The 20,645-nt window shown below is 70.9% G+C and carries 24 protein-coding genes; 12 read left to right on the forward strand and 12 right to left on the reverse strand.

The window, feature by feature from the left end:
• Nucleotides 1-5: 5 nt before the first annotated feature.
• Nucleotides 6-545 carry a TetR/AcrR family transcriptional regulator gene (locus tag GT755_RS05100; RefSeq protein ID WP_161478494.1) on the reverse strand — a complete coding sequence of 180 codons (540 nt, stop codon included), beginning with the start codon at nucleotides 543-545 and terminating at the stop codon, nucleotides 6-8.
• Nucleotides 546-621: 76 nt separating this feature from the next.
• Between GT755_RS05100 and GT755_RS05105 the strand changes: the two genes are divergently transcribed.
• Entirely contained in the window at nucleotides 622-1,674 is a 1,053-nt protein-coding gene (locus GT755_RS05105) for an aldo/keto reductase (protein ID WP_161478495.1), read from the forward strand.
• Between the two features lie 9 nt (nucleotides 1,675-1,683).
• Nucleotides 1,684-2,115 carry a DUF3592 domain-containing protein gene (locus GT755_RS05110; protein ID WP_161478496.1) on the forward strand — a complete coding sequence of 144 codons (432 nt, stop codon included), beginning with the start codon at nucleotides 1,684-1,686 and terminating at the stop codon, nucleotides 2,113-2,115.
• Here GT755_RS05110 and GT755_RS05115 read toward each other — a convergent pair.
• The 5 genes from GT755_RS05115 to GT755_RS05135 are packed head-to-tail and all read right to left on the reverse strand — an operon-like array spanning nucleotide 2,099 to nucleotide 8,100.
• A complete protein-coding gene (locus GT755_RS05115; RefSeq protein WP_161478497.1) occupies nucleotides 2,099-3,136 on the reverse strand; it encodes a YihY/virulence factor BrkB family protein in 1,038 nt (345 codons plus the stop codon). The genes GT755_RS05110 and GT755_RS05115 overlap by 17 nt on opposite strands.
• Before the next feature lie 19 nt (nucleotides 3,137-3,155).
• Nucleotides 3,156-4,016: an LLM class F420-dependent oxidoreductase gene (locus GT755_RS05120; protein ID WP_161478498.1), complete on the reverse strand. Its 861-nt coding sequence runs from the start codon at nucleotides 4,014-4,016 to the stop codon at nucleotides 3,156-3,158.
• A 19-nt stretch (nucleotides 4,017-4,035) separates the two neighbouring features.
• Complete coding sequence (locus GT755_RS05125) at nucleotides 4,036-4,575, reverse strand: DUF305 domain-containing protein (protein ID WP_161478499.1); 540 nt, start codon at nucleotides 4,573-4,575, stop codon at nucleotides 4,036-4,038.
• Complete coding sequence (locus tag GT755_RS05130; protein WP_202609584.1) at nucleotides 4,572-5,855, reverse strand: DUF1996 domain-containing protein; 1,284 nt, start codon at nucleotides 5,853-5,855, stop codon at nucleotides 4,572-4,574. Before GT755_RS05130 ends, GT755_RS05125 begins: the two co-directional genes overlap by 4 nt.
• A gap of 58 nt (nucleotides 5,856-5,913) precedes the next feature.
• Nucleotides 5,914-8,100, reverse strand: a complete 2,187-nt coding sequence (locus GT755_RS05135) for a discoidin domain-containing protein (RefSeq protein WP_235965814.1) — start codon at nucleotides 8,098-8,100, stop codon at nucleotides 5,914-5,916.
• 430 nt (nucleotides 8,101-8,530) lie between these two features.
• Between GT755_RS05135 and GT755_RS05140 the strand changes: the two genes are divergently transcribed.
• Nucleotides 8,531-9,424 (forward strand): RpnC/YadD family protein, encoded by an 894-nt coding sequence (locus tag GT755_RS05140; RefSeq protein WP_161478500.1) that lies wholly within the window; start codon nucleotides 8,531-8,533, stop codon nucleotides 9,422-9,424.
• A gap of 4 nt (nucleotides 9,425-9,428) precedes the next feature.
• Here the strand turns inward: GT755_RS05140 and rox are convergent, their stop codons facing one another.
• From rox to GT755_RS05160, 4 genes are all read right to left on the reverse strand, one after another.
• Nucleotides 9,429-10,829 (reverse strand): rifampin monooxygenase, encoded by a 1,401-nt coding sequence (gene rox / locus GT755_RS05145; RefSeq protein ID WP_161478501.1) that lies wholly within the window; start codon nucleotides 10,827-10,829, stop codon nucleotides 9,429-9,431.
• Between the two features lie 78 nt (nucleotides 10,830-10,907).
• On the reverse strand, nucleotides 10,908-11,660 hold the full coding sequence (locus tag GT755_RS05150) for a lysophospholipid acyltransferase family protein (protein ID WP_161478502.1): 753 nt from the start codon (nucleotides 11,658-11,660) through the stop codon (nucleotides 10,908-10,910).
• A gap of 28 nt (nucleotides 11,661-11,688) precedes the next feature.
• Nucleotides 11,689-13,323: a thiamine pyrophosphate-binding protein gene (locus GT755_RS40940; RefSeq protein WP_161478503.1), complete on the reverse strand. Its 1,635-nt coding sequence runs from the start codon at nucleotides 13,321-13,323 to the stop codon at nucleotides 11,689-11,691.
• A complete protein-coding gene (locus GT755_RS05160) occupies nucleotides 13,320-14,093 on the reverse strand; it encodes a cyclase family protein (RefSeq protein WP_161478504.1) in 774 nt (257 codons plus the stop codon). The genes GT755_RS40940 and GT755_RS05160 overlap by 4 nt, the downstream gene beginning before the upstream one ends.
• A gap of 121 nt (nucleotides 14,094-14,214) precedes the next feature.
• Between GT755_RS05160 and GT755_RS05165 the strand changes: the two genes are divergently transcribed.
• The 9 genes from GT755_RS05165 to GT755_RS05205 all read left to right on the forward strand — a co-directional run bounded on the left by GT755_RS05165 (nucleotide 14,215) and on the right by GT755_RS05205 (nucleotide 20,094).
• Nucleotides 14,215-14,502 (forward strand): hypothetical protein, encoded by a 288-nt coding sequence (locus GT755_RS05165; protein WP_161478505.1) that lies wholly within the window; start codon nucleotides 14,215-14,217, stop codon nucleotides 14,500-14,502.
• Between the two features lie 12 nt (nucleotides 14,503-14,514).
• Complete coding sequence (locus GT755_RS05170) at nucleotides 14,515-15,897, forward strand: sensor histidine kinase (protein ID WP_161478506.1); 1,383 nt, start codon at nucleotides 14,515-14,517, stop codon at nucleotides 15,895-15,897.
• On the forward strand, nucleotides 15,894-16,556 hold the full coding sequence (locus GT755_RS05175) for a response regulator transcription factor (RefSeq protein WP_161478507.1): 663 nt from the start codon (nucleotides 15,894-15,896) through the stop codon (nucleotides 16,554-16,556). Before GT755_RS05170 ends, GT755_RS05175 begins: the two co-directional genes overlap by 4 nt.
• Before the next feature lie 90 nt (nucleotides 16,557-16,646).
• The gene (locus tag GT755_RS05180; RefSeq protein WP_161478508.1) at nucleotides 16,647-17,126 is read left to right on the forward strand and encodes a hypothetical protein; all 480 of its coding nucleotides are present in this window, start codon (nucleotides 16,647-16,649) and stop codon (nucleotides 17,124-17,126) included.
• Nucleotides 17,127-17,137: 11 nt separating this feature from the next.
• Complete coding sequence (locus GT755_RS05185; protein ID WP_161478509.1) at nucleotides 17,138-17,689, forward strand: class F sortase; 552 nt, start codon at nucleotides 17,138-17,140, stop codon at nucleotides 17,687-17,689.
• Nucleotides 17,690-17,745: 56 nt separating this feature from the next.
• Complete coding sequence (gene dhaK, locus GT755_RS05190; protein ID WP_161478510.1) at nucleotides 17,746-18,738, forward strand: dihydroxyacetone kinase subunit DhaK; 993 nt, start codon at nucleotides 17,746-17,748, stop codon at nucleotides 18,736-18,738.
• On the forward strand, nucleotides 18,738-19,325 hold the full coding sequence (dhaL, locus tag GT755_RS05195) for a dihydroxyacetone kinase subunit DhaL (RefSeq protein WP_161478511.1): 588 nt from the start codon (nucleotides 18,738-18,740) through the stop codon (nucleotides 19,323-19,325). The genes dhaK and dhaL overlap by 1 nt, the downstream gene beginning before the upstream one ends.
• Nucleotides 19,325-19,705, forward strand: a complete 381-nt coding sequence (gene dhaM, locus GT755_RS05200) for a dihydroxyacetone kinase phosphoryl donor subunit DhaM (protein WP_161478512.1) — start codon at nucleotides 19,325-19,327, stop codon at nucleotides 19,703-19,705. The genes dhaL and dhaM overlap by 1 nt, the downstream gene beginning before the upstream one ends.
• An 11-nt stretch (nucleotides 19,706-19,716) precedes the next feature.
• Nucleotides 19,717-20,094 (forward strand): cupin domain-containing protein, encoded by a 378-nt coding sequence (locus GT755_RS05205; protein WP_161478513.1) that lies wholly within the window; start codon nucleotides 19,717-19,719, stop codon nucleotides 20,092-20,094.
• Here GT755_RS05205 and GT755_RS05210 read toward each other — a convergent pair.
• Nucleotides 20,078-20,356 carry a VOC family protein gene (locus GT755_RS05210; RefSeq protein ID WP_161478514.1) on the reverse strand — a complete coding sequence of 93 codons (279 nt, stop codon included), beginning with the start codon at nucleotides 20,354-20,356 and terminating at the stop codon, nucleotides 20,078-20,080. The genes GT755_RS05205 and GT755_RS05210 overlap by 17 nt on opposite strands.
• Nucleotides 20,353-20,610, reverse strand: coding sequence for a Smr/MutS family protein (locus tag GT755_RS05215; RefSeq protein ID WP_062330266.1), 258 nt, complete (start codon nucleotides 20,608-20,610; stop codon nucleotides 20,353-20,355). Before GT755_RS05215 ends, GT755_RS05210 begins: the two co-directional genes overlap by 4 nt.
• Nucleotides 20,611-20,645 lie beyond the last annotated feature (35 nt).

Here is a 20,645-nt window from a genome sequence, read left to right on the forward strand (position 1 = left end):
GGGCCCTAGCGAGGCCGGGCGCTGAGCCCGTCGAGGATGAGCGCCAGCATGCGGGGCGACCGGTCGTCCGGGCCCGGGGCGGCCCGCCAGAGGGCGCCGCTGAGCTGGAGGAAGTCGCCGGGGTCGGCGTCGTCGCGGATGCTGCCGTCCTTCTTGCCCGCGTCGAGGAGCTCCGCGATGGCGGCGACGACCGGGCCGTAGGTCCGCTCGGTGATGGCCTGGTGGGCGCCGGGGCTGAGCGCGTCGCCGAGGCCGTGTTTCCGGCGCATGGCCTCGACCAGGTCGGCGGTCCAGCGGCGGAGCGCCTCGAGCGGCGGGTGTGCGGCCAGCAGGTCGGGCACGGCGCCCACGATGCGGTCGACCTCGTCCTGGTAGACGGCCAGCAGCAGCGCCTCGCGGGTGGGGAAGTTGCGGTAGAGCGTCCCCGCGCCGACGCCCGCGCGCTGGGCGATCTGGTTCATCGACGTGCCGGCGTCTTCGGCGAACGCCTCCCGGGCGGCCGCGAGGATGCGCACCCGGTTCTCCCGCGCGTCGGAACGGACCATCAGGCTCCCGCCTTGCTATGTGGAGAGCTCTCCACTACGTTATCCGGAGAGTTCTCCACATAGTTTAGAGGGACCGATGCGCTACATCAAACTCGGCACGACCGGCCTCGACGTGTCCCCCATCGCGATCGGCGCGATGACCTACGGCGACCCCGGCCGGGGCCACCCCGTGTGGTCGAAGGGCGAGGCGGAGGCGCGCTTGCTGATCAGGCACGCGCTGGAGGCGGGGATCAACTTCTTCGACACCGCGAACATGTACTCCAACGGGTCGAGCGAGGAGATCCTCGGCCGCGCCCTGCACGACTTCGCCGACCGCGACGCCGTGGTGATCGCGACGAAGCTGCGCCACCCGATGCGCCCGGGCCCGAACGGCCGGGGCCTGTCCCGTAAGGCGATCATGACCGAGGTCGACCACTCGCTGCGGCGGCTCGGCACCGACTACATCGACCTCTACCAGATCCACCGCAACGACCCTTCGACGCCGTGGGAGGAGACCCTCGACGCGCTCAACGACCTGGTGAAGGCCGGCAAGGTGCGCTACCTCGGCGCGTCCTCGATGCACGCCTGGGAGTTCGCCAAGGCTCTTCACCTGCAGAGACAGCACGGCTGGGCGCGGTTCGCGTCGATGCAGGACCACTACAACCTGCTCGCCCGCGAGGAGGAGCGGGAGATGATTCCGTTGTGCCTCGACGAGGGCGTCGGCACCGTCGTCTGGTCGCCGCTGGCCCGGGGACGTCTCGCCCGCGCCTGGGACGACGCCAGGGCGACGGCGCGGTCCGAGACCGACGGCGCGTTCGCGGACCTGCTCTACCCCCCGGCGGACGAGGCCGCCAACCGCCTGATCGTCGAGGCCGTCGGCCGGGTCGCCGAGGCCCGCGGCGTGAGCCGGGCGCAGATCGCCCTCGCCTGGTTGCGCCGCCAGCCGGTCGTCACCGCGCCGCTGGTCGGCGCCGGGTCGATCCGGCAGATCGACGAGGCCGTGGCGTCGCTCGACGTCGAGCTCACCGACGACGAGGCCCGCGAACTGGAGGCCCCCTACACCCCGCGCCGGGACTGGCAGGGCGTCTCCGACGAGGCCGCGATGGAGGCCATCCGCGCCCGCGTTCCCGGAATGGCGCTGTCTCGTTAGCCTGCGGGGGTGGAACGCATCCTCCTGGGGCTGATCCTGGAGTTCGTCGGCCTTCACCTGCTGGCCCAGGGGCAGGCGGTGCGGCGGGCGGCGCGGGCCTTCCTGTCCACGGCGGTCCGCGCCGAGGGCGAGGTGATCGCGCTTCTGGTCAGCCGCGTGGGGGTGTCGCAGCGGCCCCGGCCGGCCCACGTCTACCTGCCGGTGCTCCGGTTCCGCACCGCCGAGGGCACGCTCGTGGAGGCCCGCTCGCCGGTCGGCGGCAACCCCGCGCCGGCCGCGAAGGGCGACCGGGTCGGCGTGCTCTACGATCCGGCCGACCCGCGTGACGTGCGCATCGACACCGTCACCGGCCACGGCACGACGGCCGGGCGGCTGCTCACAGCCCTCGGGGTGGCGGTGCTGGTCGCCGCGGTCGGGGTGGTCGTCAGCGGCGTCTGGTGACCCGCGCCAGCAGCACCCGCGCGGCCGCCAGGAGGGCCATGCCGACCGCCCCGACCAGGGGTTCCCGTTCCTCCTCCTTCGAGGGGCCGGGGTCGGGCAGTGCCGGTTCGGTCTGGTGGGTGCGCGAGGCCTCGAGCTGGGCCGCGAAGGCCAGGCCGAGGAACAGCGCGATCGAGGTCAGGAACGCCCAGAGCAGCAGCGCCATCACCGCCGTCAGCGGGCCGTAGGTCTCGCCGAAGCCCTCGTTGAGGCTCGTGTAGAGGGCCAGGCCCAGGGTGAACGTCGTCCACAACACCAGGGTGACGAGGGCGCCGAAGGCCAGCCACGTGTGGCCGGGCTGGCGGCGCCGGGGCGCGGCGCGGAAGATGACCGAGGTCGCCACCAGGGCCAGCAGGAAGCCGAGCGGCCATCTGACCAGGTCGAAGGAGAAGCGCAGGGCGGGGCCCCAGTCGTACACGCGGGTGAGGGCCTCTTTGAGCGCGTCGCCGCCGACCATGATGACGAACCCGGCCACCATGAAGGAGCCGGCGGTCGTCGCCAGCACCAGCCCGCGCAGGTACTTGCGGTGGAAGGGGCGGTCGCGTTCGATGCCGTAGATGCGGTTGGCCCCGCGTTCGACCTGGGCCATGGTGCTGACCAGGGCGAACACGGAAGTCGCGAGACCCGCCCACAACGCCACGGCGTCGGAGCGCGAGCCGCCGTCGAGGATGCTGCGCACGGCCGCGACGCCCTCTCCCGGGCTCAGGTGGCTCAGGGTCAGCGCCAGGACCTGGCCGAGCTCCTCGGTGTGGACGACCGAGGAGAGCCCGACCAGGGCGATCGCGCCGGGGATGACCGACAGGCACATCTGGAACGCCAGGGCCCGCGAATGGCTCATGCCGTCGCCGTAGCGGAAACGCACGAACGAGTCGCGGGCGAGCCGCCACGCGCCGTAGGCGCGCAGTGCCGCCCAGGCGTCGTCGGCCGACAGGTCGTCGCCGGTCATCGACTGGGTTTGGGGGACGAGGGTCGCTGAGCCCACGCCGCCAAGTTACCCAATCTCAGATGAACTGCACGACCGGGATCACCTCGGACCCGATCTGCTCCAGCGGGGTCAGCTCGTACACCCCCTTGACCTGGCCGATCGCCATGGAGAAGCCCATCTCGGCGAAGCCGCCGAGGTCGTCGACGATCTTCTGGACGCCGTGGGTGGTGTCGTAGGCGTAGTAGACCGTCTTCTGGATGTCGTCGTAGTTGCGGCCGAGCGCCTCGCAGTGGCCGCGCAGCACGTCGAGCTTGTGCTGGAGCTCGTCGGAGGGGAACAGGTTGCAGGCGTCGCCGTACTGGGCGACCAGGCGCAGCGTCTTCTTCTCGCCGCCGCCCCCGATCATGATCGGCGGGTGCGGGCGGGTGATCGGCTGCGGGGAGTTCAGCGGCCGCTCCAGCTGGAAGTGCCTCCCCGGGTACGGGCTCTCGTCGCCGTCCCACATCCGGTGGCAGATCTGCAACGCCTCTTCGAGCTGCTCGAAACGTTCGGCCAGCGGCGGGAACGGGAAGCCGAGGCCCTTCGACTCCTCCTCGTTCCAGGCGGCCCCGATGCCCAGCCAGGCCCGGCCCCCCGACAACACGTCGAGCGTGGTCACGATCTTGGCGAGCAGACCGGGCTGCCGGTAGATCACCCCGGTGATCAGGGCCAGCAGCCGCGCCCGCGAGGTGTGCGCGGCGATCCAGCCGAGCGTGGTGTACGCCTCCAGCATGGGCTCCTCAGGAGCCCCCACGCCGCGGATCTGCCAGAAGTGGTCCATCGTCGCGATCGTGTCGAACCCGGCCTGGTCGGCGGTGGTGACGATCTGGGCGAGCCGGTCACTGAGCACCGGATCGCCGGGGTACGTGAAACTCGGGATCTGAAGTCCAACCTTCATGCTTACATTCTTACTGCTATTACCTCGCAATCCCGGACAGGGCGGCGAGCTGCTCCGTACGCGCCGCCGTCATGTCGGCCGCCAGGTCGAGGGCCTCCTCCGCCGCGCCGGCCTTCTGCTCGCTCGCGGTCACCATGGCCGACTGGTCGAGGTGGCCCTTCAGGCTCTTGAGCAGGATCTTGTCGAACGCCTTGCCCTTCGCCCTGGCCGCCGCCTCGATGACGATCGGGGTCGGCATGCCCGGCATGTCGTGCCCCTCGTGCGGGTTGGGGCCCGCCTTCGCGCTGGTCAGGATCGCGCGAAGACGGGCCAGCTCGTCCCGGTGGCCCCGGCCGACGGACCCCGCCAGGTCGGCGAGCGCGGGGTCGGCGGTGCGGCCGGGGGCCAGGTCGAGCACTTTCAGCACCCGCTCGTTCATCGCCGCCATGAGCTGCGCCCACGCCACGTCCGTCGGGTTGTACGCCGCCACGGTCACCACCGGCTTCGGCGGGGGCGGCGGCGCTTCCGGCGTACAGGAGCAGAGCGCGAGGATCAGGGCGGCGAGAACGAGTCTTCTCATGGGCGGCCGTTGGCCCCGCACTTGATGACCGGACGGATGCAGTCGCGCACCCGCTGCCACATCTCGGCCTCGGGCCAGGCGTTGAAGAAGTCACCGTGCATGGTGAATCCCCGGCCCGACGAGAGGCGGATCCGCGACGGATCGCCGTTGACCGGGTAGCGGAGCACCTGGCGCAACTTCGGCACGGGGACCGGGTGGGTCGACGGGCACGCCTGGTTGACCGGGTAGGCCATGTGGCTCTTGTGGTCGGGCGAGTCGAGGTTCACCCCGTCCCAGCACTGCGGGAAGTCCAGATACGACTCGAGCATCGTCCCGGCCGGGCAGTTCACGAAGTCCTTCGACGCGCCCGCCTCGTTGGCGTGCAGACACGACCACCGGGCGATTGTCGTGCTGTCGGGCGCGGTGGCCTTGGCGTTCCCCGCGACGATGCGCAGGCCCAGCGGCAGCGGCTGGATCTGCGCGGTGATGTCGGGCCGCACGCCCTCGCCGAGGTAGTAGAACGTCGTGATGACCGGTTCGACGGGCTGGTCGTTGACGTAGAGCGTCGGCACCCAGTACGACGACAGGTCGATGCGCGGGTTGCAGTTGGAGTCGCCCGCGAGGAGCGTCTCCACGGTCGAGTTGGCGTTCGTCGTCAGGTTGCCGAAGAACGAGTGCATGTGCGAGGCGCCCGGCAGGTTCGGGTAGATGATCGGGTCGTCGGGCAGCCGGTGGGTGAACGGGCAGTCGGCCAGGAACTCCGACACCCGCACGATCGGTCCCGTCGGGCCGGTCGGGGTGGGCGACGGCGACGGCGCGGGGCCGCTTCCGGGGCCGTACACCTCGAACTCCCACAGCGACACGCCGTAGCCGGTGGCCCGTGCGGTCGTGTAGATGCGGATGTAGCGGGCGGACGTCTGGGTGAAGCTGACGGTCTGCACGCCGCCGGTCTGGGCGGTGCGGCTGGCCACCGTCGACCAGTTCGTACCGTCCGACGAGGTCTGGAGCTGGTAGGCGGTGGCGTAGGCCGCCTCCCACCGCAGCACGACCTGGTTCATCGAGGTGGCGGCGCCGAAGTCGACGCGGAGCCACTGCGGGTCGGAGAAGAGGCTGGACCAGCGGCTGCCGGCGTTGCCGTCGACGGCGTTGGCGGCCACGTGGCCGCCCTCGACCGACGACGCGGTGGCGGTCTTGCCCTGGGAGATGGGGGCCGCCTCGGCCCGTTGGGTGACGATCGTGAGCATCGCCAGGATCAGCACGCCGATGGCGGCGATCCTGGCCCACGTGATGGTCAGGGACATCGCGTACTCCAATGGTGGGGGGTGCTCCCCGGGGGCCGTGAGCCCCCGGGGAGGTGGATCACTGGTACACGCGCACGTAGTCGACGAGCATCTGCTTCGGGAAACCGGTGCTGGCGTCCGGCGGACCCGGCCAGTCGCCGCCGACGGCGAGGTTGAGGATGATGTAGAACGGGTGGTCGTAGACCCAGGGCCCGCGGGTCGCCTCGACCTGGGCCTTGCTGAGCGTGAAGACCTGGCGGCCGTCGACGTACCAGGTCATGCCCTGGCTGTTCCAGTCGAGCGACCACACGTGGTAGTCGTCGGAGAAGTCGGCGCCGTTCGGCAGGGTGTTCGGCGCCCCGATCCCGCCGCCGCCGTTGTAGGCCGGCGCGTGGATCGTGGTGTACGACGTCTTCACGTCCTTGCCGAGCACCTCGACGATGTCGATCTCACCGTTGTAGGGCCACGGCCGCCCGGTCAGGAAGTCGGCGCCCATCATCCAGAACGCCGGCCACAGGCCGTTGCCCTTGGGCACCTTGATCCTGGCCTCGATCCGGCCGTAGGTGAAGTGGAACTTCGTGCCGGTGTTCATGCGGTGGGAGGTGTACTGGCAGGTGCCGCCCGGACAGGACGACCCCGGCGTGACCTCCTGGCGGGCCTCCATGACCAGCTGCCCCGCGCCGTTCATGTTGGCGTTGTTGTTGTTGGTGTAGTACTCCAGCTCATTGTTCGGGCCGGTGCCGGGGTCGGGCCGCCACTTCGCCGCGTCGGGCTTGCTGCCCGCCGGGCCGTTGAACTCGTCGCTCCAGACCAGCTGCGGGGGGTTGCGCGGGTCGGGCGGAGCGGCGGGCGGGGTGTTGGGGGCGCCACCGGTGCCGTACACCTGGAACTCCCACAGGCTGTAGCCGTAGGGGGTGCCGCGCTGGGTGCCGTACATCCGGACGTAACGCCCGCTCCCCGTCACGGGGATCGACTGCTTGAAGCCGGTCCCGGTGGTCGTGGAGTAGATGTTGGTCCAGTTGACGGCGTCGTTGGAGGTCTGGATGTTGAACGACCGCGCGAACGCCGGGTCCCACTGCAGCACGACCCTGCTGATCTGGGCCACCGCGCCGAGGTCGACGTAGATCCAGCCGGGGTCGACCCAGCCCGTGGTCGAGCTCGTCGCCCAGCGGCTGGCCGGGTCGAGGTCGAACGCGCGGGCCGGCGTGCACTCCCAGCAGTTCCCGTCGCTCTGCGACGTGGAGGCCACGGCGGGCTTGTTGTACGAGAGCAGCCGCTCCCCACCCGGGTCAGGTGACGGAGAGGGACTCGGGCTGGGACTCGGAGAGGGGCTCGGCGACGGAGACGGCGACGGGCTCGGGGACGGGCTGGTCGTGGTCCCGGTGCGCACCTGGATCTCGAAGAGGCTGACGCCGAAGGGCAGCGCCCGGTTCGACATCACGATCCGCAGGTAGCGGCCGGAGCCGCTCAGCGTGACGTTCTCCGTGCCGCCGGCGCCCGTGGTCGTCGCGTAGACCTGGGTGAACGTGGTGTTGTTCGGCGAGACCTGCACCTGGTACGTCCGCGCGAACGCGGCCTCCCAGACCAGCGTCAGGCCGCAGATCGACGTGGTGGCACCGAGGTCGATCGTCACCGACTGGGGCTCGCCGTAGGCGCTGGCCCACCGCGTGCCGGCGACGCCGTCGACGGCGTTGGCCGCCACGAAGGTCCCCTCGGTGGAGGTCGCGGTGATCGGCTTGCCGAGGGCGGCGTTGCCGCCACACGTGCCGGTCGGGCCGGTGGACCCGTAGACCTGGAACTCCCACAGGGAGTAACCCCAGGCGGTGCCCCGCTGGGTGCCGTACATCCGGACGTAGCGCCCGGTGCCGGTCACATTGAGGGTCTGGACGCCGCCCGTTCCGGCGGTGGTGGTGTGGATGGTCGTCCAGGTGGTGCCGTTGGCGGAGGTCTGGATCTGGAACGTTCGCCCGTAGGCGGCCTCCCAGTTCAGCACGACCTGACTGATGGTCGCCGAGGCCCCCAGGTCGACCTGGATCCACTGAGGATCGGAGAAGGCACTGGCCCACCGGGTGCCGGTGCTGCCGTCGACGGCGTTGGACGCCGCGAAGGCCCCCTCGACCGAGGAGGCGGTGGCGGTCTTCCCCTGCGAGAGCAGGGCGTCGGCGGCCTGGGCCGGCTGGATGGCGACGTAGGAGGCGAGCAGCGCCAGCGCTGCCGCGATGAGCACGCCCAGGCGTAACCGGCCCGGACTGCGCGATGAACTCAACGTGTCTCCTCGGGAGGGCGGGGGGTGAAGTTCGGGGAGCGCTCCCTGGGCCCTGAGGTTCTCCTTTTGTTCCGATATCTGTCAAGTATCAAATTAACTCTGACGTAACGAGGACGAAAGGGTTAACTGGATCGGAGAGCGCTCTCCTGAAGCGATCATGAGACTGACGGTGGGCGTTTGAGCTTTGAATATCCAATGGAACGGTTTCCGCCGACGTCAGGGGGCGATTCACTGACAGAGGCCGGTACGAGCCATTGACGAGCCCAGCCAGCCCGGGTCACCCTTGCGAGGGAACGTTCTCTTCATGATCATTTAACCGCCTCGGACGGCGGCCGCCATAGATTCGTGAACCAGTCTGTACGTCTGCTAGACCTATAACGATTAGATGACACGCCGGGTTTTCCCGGTCGCGGTGCGTAATGTCAGAGGCATGCCGACCACCGAGCACGAGATGTGGCTGGACCTGTTCGCCAACAACCCCCGCCTGGCCCCCGACCTCTTACAGGAGACCTTCGGCGTCGACATGCCCCCTTTCGAGGAGGCCCGCATGGAGACACCGGTGATGAACGAGGCCAAGCCCGTCGAACTGCGGGCCGACTCGGTGATCGTCCTGCACAACCGCGGCCGGCCGGTTCTCGCCTGCGTGGTCGAGATGCAGCGCGATCACGACTCACGCAAGGAGTGGACCTGGCCGAAATACCTCACGGCGGTCCGGGCCCGGCACAAGTGCCCCGTCATCCTCCTGGTGATGTGGCCTCATGCCAATGGCGCCGAGCGCATCTCCACGCCGATCGCCCTGGGACCCTCTTCAGTGGTGACGCCCCATGTCATCGGGCTGTCCACCATCCCCGTGGTGACGGACGAGGCGCAGGCCATCGCCAACCCCGAGCTGGCGACCCTTTCGGCCCTGGCCCACGCCGAAGGCCCTCGACGTGAAGCGGTGCTGGCCGCGACCAGCGCAGGCGTCCTGGCGTTCGGGAAAAAAGACCCCAAAGAAGCCAGAAATTACACTGACTATCTCTCTGAGGCGCTGAGCGAAGCCGCCGCCGAGTTGTGGAGGACACTGATGGGTGTGGCATCCAAGGAATACCGGAGCGAGTGGGCCCGCGGGTACGTCGCGGAGGGCAGGGCTGAGGGCAGGGCTGAGGGCAGGGCCAAGGGGAGGGCCGAGGCCGTACTGGCGATTCTCGCGCACCGGCAGCTGACGGTGACCGACGAGGTCCGTGACCACATCCTCACCTGCCCGGACCCCGAACTGACGGCAACGTGGCTTGAACGCGCATTCCATGTCGGCAGCGCCGAGGAGCTCCTCCGGGAAACGTGATGGGTCAACCCGGCACGCCGGGTCCGAACCACTTCTCCAGGTGCACGTTCAGGTCGGTCTGGTCCTCCCCCACCCACGCCACGTGCCCGTCCGGCCGCAGCAGCGCCGCGGGAACGCCCACGTCGACCCGCACGACGTCGACCCGGTCGGCCCAGCCCTCGACCGTCAGCCGCCCGGCCGGGTCGGCGAGCACCCCTCGTCCGCCGTGCATCGACGCGTACAGCGACCCGTGGTCGCGCATCCGGCGGCCGACCAGGTCGTGGTCGGAGCCGAGGTCGTAGCGCACCCCGATCGCGGTGATCTTCTCCAGCAGGAAGCGGGTCACGTTCTGGAAGTCCATCAGCTCCGACATCAGGGCGCGCACCGCCCGGGGCCCCGGCTCGGTCGACAGCAGCAGCATCTGGGCCGCGGTGTTGACCAGCACGTCGGCCGCCACCGGGTGGCGTTCCGCGTGGTAGCTGTCGAGCAGTCCCTCCGGGGCCCACCCGTTCACCTGGGCGGCGAGCTTCCAGCCCAGGTTGAAGGCGTCCTGCACGCCGAGGTTGAGGCCCTGTCCCCCGGTCGGCGGGTGGATGTGGGCGGCGTCGCCCGCCAGCAGCACCCGGCCGACGCGGTAGTGCTCGGCCAGGCGGGTGGCGTCGCCGAAGCGGGAGAGCCAGCGGGGCGAGTGGGCGCCGAAGTCGGTGCCGGCGTAGGCGACCAGTTGGCGGCGGAAGTCGTCGAGGGTGGGCGGAGCGGTGGAGACCTCGGCGGCGGGCACACCGACCCGGTAGACCCCGTCGCCCTGCGGGATCGCGCCGAACTTCAGTTCCGTCTTGCGGACCTCGGCCACGACTTCCGCGATCGTGTCCGGCGGCGCGGTGAGTTCCATCTCGCCGAGCAGGGTGTCGACGCGGCTGGGCTCGCCGGGGAAGGCGACGCCGAGCAGTTTCCGCACGGTGCTGCGGCCGCCGTCGCAGCCGACCAGGTACCGGGCCCGCAACGAGGTGCCGTCGGCCAGTTCGGCCGTGACGCCGTCGTCGTCCTGGGTCAGGCCGGTCAGTTCGGCGCCGCGCCGGATCTCGGCGCCGAGGCCGGTGGCGTGTTCGGTCAGGAGGCGTTCGGTGACCACCTGCGGGATGCCCAGCAGGTAGGGGCAGGCGGTGTCCAGCTCCACCGGCCAGGGCTTCACGATTCCGGCGAAGTGGCTGGTGAGCGGGTACTGCTGACCGTGCGCGAGGAATTCGTCGAGCAGGCCGCGCTGGTCCATGATTTCGAGGCTGCGGACGTGCAGGCCGAGCGCCTTGGAGTGGGTGACCGGTTCGGCCAGCCGCTCCACGACGACCGTCTCGATCCCGTGCAGGCGCAGTTCGGCGGCCAGCATCACTCCGGTCGGCCCGGCGCCGACGATGATGACGTCAATCATGAGCGGTGATTTTGCAGCACACCCCGGGTCTTGTGGCAAGACCCGGGGTGCGCTATAGCTTGGTAGTGGCGGGGGGATTCACTCGTCGCCGCGGTTCTCGCGTTCCTTGCGCTCCGCCTCGTCCATCGCCGCCGCCTCTTCGGGCGTCGGGGCCGTGCCGCCGAGATGCGCCGGCTGCCACCAGGTGCCGCTTCCGTCGTCGGGGTAGGACCGCTGGGCCTTGTCGACCAGTTCCGACAGGCGGCGGTGGAGTTCGGCGATGGCGGCGTCCATGTCTTCGCGGCGCTGCGGGCGCATCGGCTCGCCGATCGAGATCGTCACCGGGATGTTCCGCTGCACGATCTTGCGCGGGCGGCCCTTGGTCCAGAGCCGCTGGGTGCCCCAGAGCGAGATCGGGACCAGCGGCACGTTGGTGGCGGCGGCCATGCGGACCGCGCCGTTCTTGATGTCCTTGACGGTGAACGACCGGCTGATGGTCGCCTCCGCGAACACGCCCACGACCTCGCCCGCCTTGAGGGCCTTCAGCGCGGCGATGTAGGCCCCGGCGCCCTCGGCGCGGTCGACCGGGATGTGGTGCATGCCCCGCATCAGCGGCCCGGAGATCCGGTGGTCGAAGACCTCCTTCTTGGCCATGAACCGCACCAGCCGCCGCGACGGCCGGGCCGCGAACCCGGCGAAGATGAAGTCGAGATAGCTGATGTGGTTGCTGACGAGGACGGCCCCGCCGGTGGTCGGGATGTTTTCGGCGCCCTCGATGTCGATCTTCATTCCGAGGACCTTGAACATCGTCAGGGCAGCCCCGATCACCGGGGGATACACGATCTCAGCCATGCGAGAACCGTAACCTACGCTAGCCGGGTCAGTGCCCTCTGAACGCCTCCTCCAGCCACCAGGAGCCGCGTTCTCTCGTCACCTTCGCATGGATGAGAAGCGGCAGGTCACGCGGCCCGTCGAGCCACTCGCGCACCGCGTCCAGATCGGCCGGGGCGCGCACCGTCACGGCCGCGCAGCCGAAGCCGCGCCCGATGGAGGCGAGGTCGACCGGCGGGAAGGTGACGGTGTCGTGCGGGGCCCCGTGGAAGTGGTGCACCTCGGCGCCGTAGCCCTCGTCGTCGTACACCACCACGACCATCGGCAGGCCCAGCCGCACAACGGTCTCCAGCTCGGCGATCCCCATGAGCGCGCCGCCGTCGCCCAGCGCGGCGACGGGCAGCCGGTCGGGCCGGGCCAGGGCCGCGCCGATCGCGGTGGCCAGTCCGAGCCCGATCGACTGGAACGACTGGGTGAAGCAGAAGCCGTGTTCGTCGGGGACGTCCAGGAACATCGCCGGATAGCCCATGAAGTTGCCCGAGTCGACCGAGACGATGCGCTCGGGCGGCAGCAGTTCGTCGAGCCGGATCGTCAGCGTGCGGGGGTCGATGCGCCCTCCGCCGCTCTCGTCGTCGTAGGCGACGTCCTGCCAGCGCCGTCCCGCCGCGATGCGCGCGGCCAGCTCATCGCTCCGGTATCCGCCGCGCTGAGCCGGGATCATCTCCGTTACGGCTGTCGCACACCCTGCCACCTCCCCGACGACCCCGAAGCTCACCGACCGGTGCGCCCCCAGGGCCGCGGCGTCGAAGTCGACCTGCACCACGGTGGCCGACGGGGCGATGAGCGCGCCGTGCCGCATCGTCCACATGTTGAGCGCGCAGCCCCAGCCCACGATGAGGTCGGCGTCCCGGATGAGCTCGGCGGCGAGCGGCGTGGCGAACCCGCCGGAGACGTCCAGGTCCCAGGGGTTGCCCTTGAACAGCCCGCGCGCGACGGCGGAGGTCGCCAGCAGCGCCCCCACCCGGTCGCCGAGCAGTTCGAGCTCCCGCCGGGCCCGCCGCGCGCCGCGCCCCGCCACGAAGACGGGCCGCTCGGCGGCGGCGAGCACCTCGGCCAGCCGCTCGAACGACCCGAGGTCGGCCGGCACGAGCGGGGTGCCCTCCGGAGCCCCGAGGGGGATGACCTGGGCGGCGAGGTCCCCGGCCTCGTGTCCCTGCACGTCGAGCGGCAGGTTCAGCAGCACGGCCCGCCGTTCCCTCAGGGCGAGTCGGTAGGCCGCGACCGCCTCCGCGACGGCCGTCTCGGCCGAGGTGATCCGGACGGACAACGCCCCGACGGCCTGGGCGAGCGCCGCCTGGTCGACCCAGAAGTTGGAGAGCGGCGAGGTGACCTCCCCGGCGAGCACCAGCAGCGGGGTGCGGCTCTTGGCCGCCTCGGCCAGCCCGGTGATCATGTTGGTCAGCCCCGGCCCCTGGTGCACGGTCACCACGCCGACCTCGCCCGACATGCGAGCGTAGGCGTCGGCCATGGTGGCGGCGCCGCCCTCGTGCCGCGCCGCGACGTAGCGTGCTCCCCCGGCCACGAGGGCGTTGGTCACGTGGAAGTTCCCCGAGCCGACGACCCCGAAGACGGTCCGGACCCCCTCGGAGGCCAGCGCCCGCCCCACCGCTTCGTCGACGTTCACCTCTCCACCAGGGCCAGGACGCGCACCGGCGACCCCGACCCGCCCGCGATCGGCAGCGGCGGCGCGACCACGACGGCCCCGGTGACCGGCAGCCGGTCGAGGTTGCGGAGCTGGGTCAGGCCGTACTTCCCGGCGCCGAGCAGGAACGAGTGGCAGGGGAACGCCGGGTCGAACGAGTGGGCCGTGCCCGCGTCGGTGCCGACCGTCTCGACGCCGAGCCCGACGATCGGGGTCTGCTCGGCCAGGTAGCGGGCGCACTCGACCGAGACGCCGGGCGTGTGCGGGCCCGTCTCGTTCGCGTTGAGGAACTCGGCCTGGTCGTGGGCGCGGACGTCCCAGCCGGTCCGGTAGAGCAGCCAGCCGCCGTCGGGCAGCGGCCCGTGCTCGGCCTCCCACGCCTTCACGTGCTCGATCTCCAGCAGGAAGTCGGGGTCGGCGGCGGCCTGCGCGGCGAAGTCGAGCACGACGGCGGGCGCGAGCAGCTTCGACGGGGCGACCTGCGAGACGTCCTCGCCGTCGCGGGCGGTGACCCAGTGGACCGGCGCGTCGAAGTGGGTGCCGGTGTGCTCGCCGGTCGAGATGTTGTTCCAGTACCACCCGGGGCCGCGGTCGTCGTACCGGCTGATCTCCTGCAGCGTGAACGGCACGGTGTTTCCGAACGGCTCGGGCAGCATCAGGATCGGGGTCGACTCGGCCAGCGGCGCGGTCAGGTCGATCACCTCGATCGAACCGCCCTTGATGCCTTCGACGAGATCACGCAGCACCGACATGAGAGAACCCTTCCGTTGAGCCTGCTGGGGATCTTCCTACAGGTTCGGCGGCGCGGGGAAGATGAGAGTCTTCTCATCGTGCTCCCATGATCTTCTCCCGAAAGGGCCCGACACTGGGGCCATGGGTCGCAGGGTGTCGGTGCTGTTGCTGATCGCCGGGGCGGTGGTCGCCGCGCTGGCCGTGTCCGGCGTCTTCGCGGCGTTCGGCGACGACGGCCCCCAGCTGGGCGGCCCCGTCGTCGTCACGGTCGAGCCGTCCGGGACGACCACGCCCGCCAAGGAACCCACGCCCCGCCCGTCGACGTCCCCGGCGAAGAAGACTCGTGGCGAGCCGGTCAAACCGCCGCCCCCCAAGCAGGGCGGAGACGACGACGGAGATGACGACGATGACGACGGTGACGACGACTGATCGCGGGGTGCGATGAGCGCCCGTGCCCGGATCGTGGGCTGGATGCTCTTCCTGGTGGCGCTCGCCCTGTCGGTGTCGTTGTCGGCGACGTGGAGCATCCTGCTCAGCCGCCTCGACGCCCGCGTCAGCGCCGAACTGGAGAACGAGACCGAGAAGCTCCGCCGGTACGTCGCCAACGAGACCCCCGCCGACGTGAAGACGCTGCTCGACGGCTGGTTGTCGGTGAACCCGCCCGACCGGTGGGAGACCTATTTCACCGTGGTCGGCGGCCGCATCGAGTCGATCCCCGGCGGCGACCGTCCCCCGGCCGCCCTCGACGCCGACGAGAACCTGGTGCGGACGGTCGCGCGGGTCACCGAACGGCCGGTGGCCGGCTGGACCGACAGCACGGCCGGACGGGTGCGCTACGCCGCGATACCGGTCCAGATCACCGGCGACCCCACGATCGGGCAGTTCGTGGTGGCCGTCTTCTACGACCGCCACCGCGAGGAGGTCGTCGCGTCGGTCCAGGTCCTCGCGATCACCGGCCTGGCGGCGCTGACGCTCGCGGGCGCGGCCGGGTGGTTCGTGGCCGGACGCGTGCTGGCCCCCATCCGCCTGGTGCGCCAGACCGCCGAGGCCATCTCCGACAGCTCCGACCTGACCCGGCGGCTGGAGGTCACCGGCAACGACGACGTGGCGGCGCTGGCGGCGACCTTCAACCACATGCTCGACCGGCTCGACCAGGCCTTCGCGGCACAGCGCAGGTTCGCCGACGACGCCGGCCACGAACTGCGCACCCCCATCACCGTGATCCGGGGCCACCTGGAGCTGATGGGCGACGACCCGCACGACCAGCGCGACACCCTGGCCCTCGTCAACGACGAGCTGATCCGGATGAACCGCCTGGTCGACGACCTGCTGACGCTCGCCAAAGCGGGCCAGCCCAACTTCCTGACCCTGGAGCCGGTCGAGCTGGCCGAGCTCCCGGTGGCCGTGGTCGCCCGCGCGCGTGGCCTGGCCGACCGCAAGTGGCGCGTCGACGAGGTCGCCGAGGAGTACGCCATCGCCGACCAGCAGCGGCTCACCCAGGCGTTGATGCAGCTCACCGCCAACGCGGTGCGCCACACGCAGGAGGGCGACCTGATCGCGGTCGGGTCGGCGGTCCGCGACGGGCACGTGGTGTTGTGGGTGCGCGACAGCGGCCCGGGGGTGCCCGTGGAGGACCGCGAACGCATCTTCCAGCGGTTCGAGCGGGCGCGCATCGCGGGTGAGGGTTCGGGCCTCGGGTTGTCGATCGTGCGGTCGATCGCCGAGGCGCACGACGGCCGGGTGTTCGTGATGGACGCGCCCGGCGGGGGCGCCCAGTTCGTCCTGACGTTCCCGATGGTGGCGGAGAGAGTGGAGACGGTGTGAACAGCATCCTGATCGCCGAGGACGAGGACCGCATCGCCGCGTTCCTGGAGAAGGGCCTGCGGGCCAGCGGTTTCGTCACCACCGTGGTGACCGACGGCCTGGCCGCCTACGAGCACGCCAGGGCCGGCCACTACGACCTGATGATCCTGGACCTCGGCCTGCCGCTGAGCGACGGCTTCACCGTCTTACGCCGCCTGCGGGCCGCCCGCGCGGAGATCCCCGTGATCATCCTGACCGCCCGCGACAGCGTCGGCGACACCGTCGCGGGCCTGGAGGGCGGCGCCGACGACTACATCGCCAAGCCGTTCGCGTTCGAGGAGCTGCTGGCCCGCGTCCGGCTGCGGCTGCGCACCGAACGCGCGCCCGAGGCGACCGTGCTGCGCGTCGGCGACCTGGCCCTCGACCTGCGCACCCGCCGCGCCCACGCGGGGGAACGCTCCATCGACCTGTCCACCCGCGAGTTCGCGCTGGCCGAGGCGTTCTTCCGGCATCCGGAGCAGGTCCTGTCGCGGGAACAACTGCTCAGCCAGGTCTGGGGCTTCGACTTCGACCCCGGTTCGAACGTCGTGGACGTCTATGTGCGCTACCTGCGCCGCAAGATCGGCTCCGACCGCATCGAGACCGTGCGCGGCACCGGCTACCGCCTCCGAGCCCGATGAGACCGCTCTAACGCGGCTCTCAGAGAGGCCCAACCCCCGCTCACGAGGCTCATCTCAGCACCGGAACACGAACCCGAACAGGGAGCCGAGATGAACCTCGAAGCACGCCGCGCCCTCCTGGCCCTCGCCGCCTTCGCCACCGTGGGCGGCGCGACCATCGCCCTCCCGGCCACCGCCCACGCGGCAGCCACGTGGACGGCCACGACCGCCGACGACGATGACGACGACGACCGCCGCGACGACGATGACGACCGCCCGAGCGGCGGCGTGGACACCGGCAAGGGCGGCACCTCGGACGACGACGATGACGACCGAGGCGATGACGACGACGATGACCGCCCGAGCGGCGGCGTCGAAACCGGCAAGGGCGGCACCCAGGACGACGACGATGACGACCGCCCGAGCGGTGGCGTGGACACCGGCATGGGTGGCACGGCCGACGTGCGGTTCATCTCGGCCGAGGAGGGCACGAGCGCGTGGGTGCCGCTCGGCATCGCCGGGATGGCCGGCGTGGGGGCCGCCACCGGTCTGGTCGTGCTGGCCCGGCGGCGTCAGGGCGCCGAGTCGTGAGGGCATACACGATGAGGGCCGGTGCCTTTCTCGCCGGTGCGCTGCTGCTCGCGGCGTGTGCCGGGGAGGGCGCACCGCCGGCGCGGGCGGCCGTCGTGCCCGCGAGCGTGGCGCTCGTGGGCAAGGACGTCGCCGATCCGACCCGGGTCCGGATCCCGGCCATCAGGGTCAACTCCCGGATCATCCCGTTGAAGCTGGACAGGAAGGGCAAGCTCCTCGCCCCGAAGCGGTTCGACGTCGCGGGATGGCACAAGTCGGGCCCGGAACCGGGCGAGAAGGGCGTCGCGGTCATCGCCGCGCACGTCGACTCGACGTCGGGCCCGGCGGTCTTCTACCGGCTGCGCGAGCTGAAGCCCGGGCACAAGGTCGCCGTCAACCGGGCGGACGGGTCGAGCGTGACCTTCACGGTCTACCGGGTCGCCCGCTATCCCAAGAACGGCATCCCGAACAGGCTCGTCTACGCCTCCGGCGGCGGCGCCCAGCTCAGGCTGATCACCTGCGGCGGCACGTTCGACCGCGCCCGGCGCTCCTACCGCGACAACATCGTGGTGTTCGCCCGCTGATCACCGGGAAGGGGAAGCCGTGAGGAACGGCTTCCCCTCTCGCCGTGGAGGCACCCGTGAAGAAACTCATCAACGCCGTCGGCGACGTCGTGCCCGACACGCTCAGAGGCATGGCCGCCGCCCATCCGTCGCTGCGCGTCGACGTCGAGAACCGGATCGTGCTGCGCGCCGCCGGCCCCACCCCGGGCAAGGTCGGCCTGGTCTCGGGCGGCGGCTCGGGCCACGAGCCGCTGCACGCGGGCTTCGTCGGCTACGGCATGCTCGACGCCGCCTGCCCCGGAGAGATCTTCACCTCCCCCGTCCCCGACCAGATGATCGAGGCCACCAAGGCCGTCGACGGCGGCGCGGGGGTGCTCCACATCGTCAAGAACTACACCGGCGACGTGCTCAACTTCGAGATGGCCGCCGAACTGTGCGCCGAAGAGGGCGCCCACGTGGTCAGCGTCCTGGTCGACGACGACGTCGCCGTCCAGGACTCGACCTACACGGCCGGCCGCCGCGGCACCGGCGCGACGCTGTTCGTCGAGAAGATGGCCGGCGCCCTGGCCGAACAGGGCGCGCCCCTGGAGGCCGTCGCCGCGATGGCCCGCACGGTCGACGCCCGCAGCCGCTCGTTCGGCGTGGCGTTCTCGGCCTGTACGGTCCCGGCGGCCGGCAAGCCGACCTTCGACCTGGGCCCCGACGAGATCGAGCTCGGCATCGGCATCCACGGCGAACCGGGCCGCTCGCGGGAGCGGTTCCGGGAGGCCCGCGAGATCGTCCGGGTGGCCATGGACGCCATCGACGCCGACCTGCCGTTCTCCGGCGACGTGCTGGTGATGGTGAACGGCATGGGCGCGACCCCCCTCATGGAGCTCTACGTCGCCTACGGGGAGGTGGACGCCTACCTGCGGGAGAAGGGCGCGACCGCCACGAGGTGCCTGGTGGGCGACTACGTGACCAGCCTCGACATGGCCGGGTTCTCGATCACGACCTGCCTGCTCGACGCGGAGCTGACGTCGCTCTGGGACCACCCGGTGGAGACCCCGGCCCTGCGGTGGGGGCGCTGATGGACACCGCCTTCTTCCTGCGCTGGATCGCGGCCGTCACCGAGCGGGTGCGCGCCGACCGCGACCACCTGACCGACCTCGACCGCGCCATCGGCGACGCCGACCACGGCGCCAATCTCGACCGCGGCTTCACCGCCGTCGAGGAGGCCCTGGCGGCAAAGCCTCCCGAGACCCCCTCCGCCGTGCTGACGACGACGGGCACGACCCTGATCCGCAAGGTCGGCGGGGCCTCCGGTCCTCTGTACGGCACCCTCTTCCGCACCCTCGGCCGCGCGGTCGGCGAGGTGCCCGAGGTGAGCCAGGAGGCGCTGGCCGAGGCGTTCGCCCAGGCCCTGGCCGCCGTCATGAAGCTGGGCTCGGCCCAGGAAGGCGACAAGACGATGATCGACGCCCTGGCTCCGGCCGTACCGGAGCTGAGAACCTCCTTCGACGCCGCGGCGCGGGCCGCCCTCGACGGCGCGCGGGCCACGACCCCGATGCGCGCCCGCAAGGGCCGCGCCAGCTACCTGGGCGACCGCAGCATCGGCCACCAGGATCCGGGCGCGACGTCGACGGCCCTCGTGATCGACGCGCTGAGGGCCGCCTGATGGTCGGCATCGTGCTGGTCTCCCACAGCGCCGGCCTGGCCGAGGAGGCGGCGGCCCTGGCCGTCGGCATCGCCGGGGAGGACGCCCCGATCCGTCCGGCGGGCGGCACCGACGACGGCGACCTGGGAACCAGCCTGACCCGGCTGGAGGAGGCCGTCGCCGAGGCCGACCAGGGCGACGGCGTGGTCCTGATCATGGACCTGGGCAGCGCCGTCCTCACCGCCCGCACCTTCGTTGAAGACCGGGCCGACGTGGTCATGGCCGACGCCCCCTTCGTCGAAGGGGCCATCAACGCCCTGGTCACGGCGGGCACCGGCGCCCCGCTCGACGCGGTCGTGGCCGCCGCCGAGGAGGCCAGGACGATCGGCAAACTCTGCTAACCTCGCCGCTCGTGACAGAACGGGTGTACGTAGGCAACGCGAACGCCGACGCGCTGCTCGACCGAGGCTGGCTGCTCGGCCACTTCCGCCCCGAGGGAGACGCCCGGCACAGCGACGAGGTCGAGATCAAGTGGGGCGTCCACCCGGCGGGCGAGGAGCGCACCCAGTGGGTGCGGGGCGAGTCCCGCACGGCGATGATCGTCCTGATCAGCGGCCGCTTCCGCATGGAACTGCCCGACCGGAGCGTGGTCCTGGAGAAGCAGGGCGACTACCTGGTGTGGGGCCAGGGCGTCGACCACTCATGGGTCGCCGAGGAGGAATCGGTGGTGCTGACGGTCAGATGGCCGTCGGTCCCCGGCTACCGGGCCCCGCTCACGCCGAGATCCTGAGGTCGACCGTCCGGCCGTCGGGGTCGGTGTGACGACCGGGCTCCCTGCCGGGGCCGCTCGGCAGCGTGAAACCGAGACGGAGCCGGCCCGTGGGCGGTCGGTCACCGGCCGGATAGAGCTCGAAGACGGTCGACCCGAGCGTGGCGGAGAAGTGCTCGGGTCCGGTGCCGTGCCGCTCCTTCTCGAAGGTCAGGCCGAGGCCGGTGTAGAAGGCCCGGCACTCGTCGAGCCGGTCGGTGTAGACGACGATCAGGTCGATCACTTGTTGTGCCGGAAGTACACGAACAACCGGCCGTGGTTCTTCGCGTCCTTGTCGATCCGGTGGTAGAGCGCCTTGATCTCCTTCTGGTCCAGGAAACGCAGCACCTTCTTCTTGAGCTGGCCCGATCCCTTCCCGGGGATGATCTCGACCTCGGTCGCCTTCTTGTCGATGGCCTCCTGGATGATCCCGCGCAGGGCCCGGTCGATCTGGTCGCCCTTGTTGAAGATGTCGTGCAGGTCCAGCTTCAGCTTCATGGTCAGGAGTCTAGGTCGCGGCCACATGTGGACAC

Origin of the sequence: Herbidospora solisilvae (assembly GCF_009901565.1) — a bacterium.
In the GTDB taxonomy this organism is placed as follows: Bacteria; Actinomycetota; Actinomycetes; order Streptosporangiales; family Streptosporangiaceae; genus Herbidospora; species Herbidospora solisilvae.